The organism is Mesorhizobium sp. M7A.F.Ca.US.006.04.2.1 (genome assembly GCF_004022915.1).
Lineage (GTDB): Bacteria > Pseudomonadota > Alphaproteobacteria > Rhizobiales > Rhizobiaceae > Mesorhizobium > Mesorhizobium ciceri.
The window spans coordinates 1-4828 of record NZ_RZQA01000504.1 but is presented as its reverse complement, the minus strand read 5'-3'; the positions used below and the strand labels follow the sequence as shown (position 1 = coordinate 4828).

The 4828-nt window shown below is 60.3% G+C and carries 5 protein-coding genes; 1 reads left to right on the top strand and 4 read right to left on the bottom strand.

Annotated elements, in window-relative coordinates; translation table 11 throughout:
* The first annotated feature begins 120 nt into the window (after positions 1–120).
* Positions 121–423 carry a hypothetical protein gene (locus EN925_RS23765; protein WP_127368418.1) on the top strand — a complete coding sequence of 101 codons (303 nt, stop codon included), beginning with the start codon at positions 121–123 and terminating at the stop codon, positions 421–423.
* Between the two features lie 661 nt (positions 424–1084).
* Here the strand turns inward: EN925_RS23765 and EN925_RS23755 are convergent.
* The 4 genes from EN925_RS23755 to EN925_RS23745 form a co-directional block, all read right to left on the bottom strand.
* A complete protein-coding gene (locus tag EN925_RS23755) occupies positions 1085–2242 on the bottom strand; it encodes a sulfite oxidase (protein ID WP_127385083.1) in 1158 nt (385 codons plus the stop codon).
* Between the two features lie 423 nt (positions 2243–2665).
* Positions 2666–3097 carry a helix-turn-helix domain-containing protein gene (locus tag EN925_RS40185; RefSeq protein WP_164753726.1) on the bottom strand — a complete coding sequence of 144 codons (432 nt, stop codon included), beginning with the start codon at positions 3095–3097 and terminating at the stop codon, positions 2666–2668.
* A 29-nt stretch (positions 3098–3126) separates the two neighbouring features.
* Positions 3127–3621 (bottom strand): DJ-1/PfpI family protein, encoded by a 495-nt coding sequence (locus tag EN925_RS40180; protein ID WP_206526341.1) that lies wholly within the window; start codon positions 3619–3621, stop codon positions 3127–3129.
* A gap of 180 nt (positions 3622–3801) precedes the next feature.
* Positions 3802–4828: four-carbon acid sugar kinase family protein (locus tag EN925_RS23745; RefSeq protein ID WP_128336979.1), on the bottom strand; the 1027-nt coding region annotated here is incomplete at its 5' end.

Sequence of the window (4828 nt, the reverse complement as noted above, 5' to 3'; positions counted from 1 at the left end):
GGCGGAATGGGCACAATGCAACATCGAGGCGGAGATCGCGCTCGCCGACATGGATGTATCGATCCTCATGTGGGCGTGCGGCGAAAGATCGACCTCGCTGAAATGCCGCGGCGGCGCGCCGTGATCCGCTTCCATTTTCGTGACGATCCCCCACCGAAGTGTCCCCATTACTGGTTTGTGGTAGAGCCAGGCGAGGACTTACCCGAGCAATGCTCGCTCGACCCCCGCCGGGACGTCGACCTTTACGTCGAGACTGGCATTGTTTCGCTGGGGGCCATCCTGGAGGGCCGCTCCAACATCGAGCGCGAGAAAGAAAGGGGCGGCCTTTTCCTAAGCGGCGACCCCGGTCTTGCCTGCAGCATGGACCGTTGGCTGCGAACCTCGGTCTGGGCGGCGCTCGAGGGAATCGTCCCGCTTTCTTAAAAACCATAATGAGGGTGCGGCCACACGCATGGAGGGTCGCTCGTGCCCGTGCAACGCCTAGTACAGAGAATAGGGGAGGAAAGACATGTCAGCTAAAATTCTGCAAAAAACTACAAGCTCAACGGGTCCAGCACCAAGTATGAGCAAGAAAACGTGCCTTATGCTCAACCAATCGCGGACCTCTGGCCTGGCTTGGATTGTCTGGATTATAAACGAGGCGCAAAGCGAAGCCGGCGGGATCTACCTGTTCGACGATGAGCAGTGCAAGCCTTCGTGGACGGGCCAATTATTGCGGAGATGAAAGGTGACCCGACGTTGAGCATCAAGGCCTTTGACGTAATCGCGGAACTCACGACCATCACACGTCAACGTAGTATTCTCGGAGGTAGGATGGCGCATGTAACAGTTGAGATAACGGGACGAACGCCTCCCGCTATCGCGCGTATGTAAAGTCAGCCCAGGCCAAACGGGAGTAGTAGCAGGAGCGCTGCCAGAGGCCCGACGATCCCAGCACGCCGCGCGCAGTAGCGCAGAAGCGCACGGAAGAGCGGCGGATCGAGTTCCACATCGGGGTGATGTGGCGACATCGGGCTTTGATGACCCCATGCCAAAAACATGGGGTCACGTCGATCTCAGACAGTTTGATACGGCTTTCCGCCAGTCAGTGAATATCGATACGTCGCGTCACCTGACCGTTACTTTCCCAGTAGGTATGCTTCTTGGCGATGATGGGGTCGTCCATTGCGGGTTGGACCTGCCCTCCAGTACTAACCGCACGCGAGGTGACTGTGTGCTCCCCGGCGGAGGGCTTGGGCCAGTCGACGGACCATATCTTCCAAGCGAAGTCCGCCTTGTCGGTTTCGTCGATGGCCGCCGGCATCCATGGCCCGTCATCGATCTTCACCTCGACCCGGTCGATCGGCGCGCCCCAGGCCGCCCCGACGATCCGGTGGTCACTGCCGATATGAGTGACCCGGGCCGGTGCAGACTTCAAGCGCGCCCGCCCGACAGAGGTTTCCACCCATACCGTCTCTCCGTTGTGCTCCTCCTCGCGCAGTGTGACATAATCGCGTCCCATAAACCGGTTCTCGAAGCGTTGGTCGCTCACGTCCATTCGTTTGAGCCATTTCACGTTCGCGATCCCGTACCAGCCCGGCGCTATCAGCCGCAGCGGGAAGCCGTTATCAGGAGGTAAGGGAGTTCCGTTCATCTCGTAGCAGAGGATGTTTTTGGGATCCATGGCGTCGGTGAGCGACATGCTGCGCGCAAAGTTCTGCGTGAACTTGATGTCGTCGGCTCGCTTTATTTCTCCTTCATCGGTGCCCCAGAAGACAACCTCGATACCACTGTCGAGGACTCCGACCTCCTTGAGGATCGGGGCGAGCGGCGTACCCGCCCAGCGAGCATTGCCAATCCCACCATTGAAAAACGGTAGGCCAGTATTGCCCGAACATTCGACCGTGAACGTGACTTCCTGGCGCGGTCGAGCCCTGATGTCGGCGAGCGTCAGGGCTGTTGGCTTTTTGACGGAACCGCCGATTTCGAGCTTCCACGTAGTTTCGTCGATGACCGGCCGGTTGAAATGCGCGATTGAAAAGAACTTGTCGTTGGGCGTCACCCAGGAATCGAGATCCTCCCACACCAGCTGATTTTTGATGACTTTCGGTACCGGGTTCGGCGGCAGCTGATCGAGCCATTTGATGACTTCCTCGCCGGCCCGGGTTGGAAAGGCATAGGCAATCCGCGATTGAAAGGACGTCAGGGCTACAAGGGCTGCTCCGCCTTGAATGATGAATTCACGTCTGGGAAGGTAATGCATGATGACTTCTCCTCCAGTGAAAAGCTCAGTTCTCCTTCAGGGGTAAGTGCAGTAGCGACCGGGATCGCGCAAAGCAGAGGCCGGCCGCGGCGGGCAATATGAGAGCGCGTGAAACAAGCGCCGTATTTAAAGCGGCGTTTCCCGCTCTCAAATAGCCAGCTCGTCAGGTCCGAGCGGGCTGTCTTCAATCATATGCCCTATCTGTCCTCGTGGCGAGGGCAAGGGCTCGCATCTTTTCGCTCCAGGCTTGATTTCTGCGTCGTGCTCCAAAGTCGAATGCCGCCTACAATTGGTGAGTGGATCTTGTGGGCGGCATGGACCTATTCAGCACCGAGGTCGGCTTTTCAGGACGATAGAACGACTGCCTACAGCAGAGATGAGGCGCAGAGCAGAATATGGGCATCGCGCCGCGACGGTTGAGATTCAATCGCGGCTCAGCGCTCGCCGGAGAGCACCGAAGCGAATGCGATATTGCGCCGGCGTCACCCCTACCTGGCGGCGGAAGAGACGCCCGAAAAAACTCGCATCCTCATAGCCGACTTCATTCGCCACCGCTTCGACAGGGAGCTCGCCCGTCTCCAGCAGCTGCTTGGCCTGCTCGAGCCTGAGCGCATGGATGGAGTCGATCGCCTTCATGTCCGTGGCCCTGGCGAAGCGGCGCACGAACGACCGCTCGGACAGGCCTGACAGCTTGGTCATGGCGGCGACGGGCGAGTGCATCCGGTAGTTGCCTTCGGCCCATTTCTGGCAGCGGTTGATCACCGCGTCGTCGGTCTGGCGAAAGCGCATCAGCGCGGCGAAGGGCTGCTGGCCCATATCGTGCCACTGCAGCATGTAGACCTTGGCGACCTCCATCGCCTCCCTGAGGCTGACGAAGCGCGCGATCAGATAGAGGGCGAGATCTGCCAGCTCGAGCCGCCCCCGGCCATGACGATGCGGTGGGCCTCGCCGGTCAGCACGAGTGACTGGCCCGGCTTCACCTTAACGCCGGGATAGTTGTTCGTGAGCGTCTCGACATAGCCCCAGTGAATGGTGGCATCGCGATTGTCGAGCAGCCCGACCTCGCCGAGCAGCACCGCGCCCGAACAAGCGCTGGCCAGCATGGCGCCGTCGTCATGCGCTCGCTTCAGCCATGCGGCTTCGGCGTCATACTGCCCGGCGACGCTTTCTCCCGGATTGACGAAGAAATCTGGAATACAGACGATGTCGGGTGGCGGGCAATCGGCAAGGCTGTGATCTGGGCGCACCCAGATGCCGTTTGCAGCGCGAAACGGGCTGCCGTCCCCAGCAACCACATAGGGCCGCATGCGCGGCGTGCCCGCCGCACCGCTGGTTATGAACAGGAAATCCCTGCCGGGCGAGGAAAACAGGTCGAACATGCCGTAGATCGTGGAGGCGGTAGCCTACGGAACTTACATCGCCCTTGCATTGGCATGTCGTCACGTTGGGGCATACCCCTGACGTGCAGCTATTGACGGTTGCTAATTAACTTCTCTATCGCTCCGTGGTAGCGCGCCGTTGCGTGCCAGAAGCTCATGTGCTCAGGCCAGACTGCTTTGCTACCTAGATGAATCACCAGTTTCGCGCGCTGGAAAAAACAGTCTGGCGAAAAGCTCCTCGCTACCGAACCCACCCGACTTCGAGACGATGACAGTGCCATTCCAAGCGCCCGAGATTATTCGGCTGACCGCCACACCGGGCTCGTAGAGCCCTTCGCACAGCATTTGGGAGGCCCCGCAGATGCTCGCCAGCAGCCGCAAGGTCCACCCGCCTGTTACCAGCGCTGAACGTGGCGCCGGCAATCTGGCCACGAGTTGCTTGAGCGATTGCTCTATTGCCAGCCGCGCTTGGGCTTCCGCAGCAGCGTGGGACGGCGCGACCAACAGAAATGGGGAGGCGGGATGTACGGAAATGGATCCGTCCATCACGACGGTCTCCAGCCCGCGGACCGCCGCGACCTGGCGCAAAGCAACCGGATGGTTCGTGCCACAGATGGCGAGATCGAGTGCCGGTGGCCGGAGGCTGGAAGCCGACCTTCCCGCGAGCACGGAAGCCAATCCGCCTGAGCCCACATAAAGGTCCTCGGCCTCCCCTCCGAAGGCAGCGACGGTCGCCGCAAGCTCGGCATCGCTTGAAGCGTTGGCGACAAGAAATCCATCCTGCTTCCAGGCGTCGCCGATCATCGCTGCAGGAACCCCATAGCTCGATAGTGCACCGACTAGCGCTGGACCGACAGGGGTTATCCCGTGCGACGAGCTTACCTGTTGCCGGCCATCGACCGTGGCTCGGCCCATGGCGGGGAATGCGGGAGCAAAAAGAGCACGTCTGAACCGTCCGGCGCGGAAAGCCGCTATCGCCTCGGCCACAGGGTGGCCACGCATGACGCTGTCGATTTTCTTGAATGAGAAGGTCCGTGCGTCAGGTTTGTGACTGACAAAGACGCCTGTGACCCGTTCGTACGCCGCTGCTTCCCCCAAGTCTCGGCTATCGAGGTCGATAGCATCGTAGCCGGTAAGCGACGGTGGCACATCGAACCAAACCTTCACCGGTCTTTCGGGCGTCGCGAAGTAACCGGCGGTATCGAGC

Coding starts and splice junctions, on each gene's coding strand:
- EN925_RS23755 (WP_127385083.1), bottom strand. CDS start 2,242: ATGCATTACCTTCCCAGACGTGAATTCATCATTCAAGGCGGAGCAGCC.
- EN925_RS40185 (WP_164753726.1), bottom strand. CDS start 3,097: ATGGAGGTCGCCAAGGTCTACATGCTGCAGTGGCACGATATGGGCCAG.
- EN925_RS40180 (WP_206526341.1), bottom strand. CDS start 3,621: ATGTTCGACCTGTTTTCCTCGCCCGGCAGGGATTTCCTGTTCATAACC.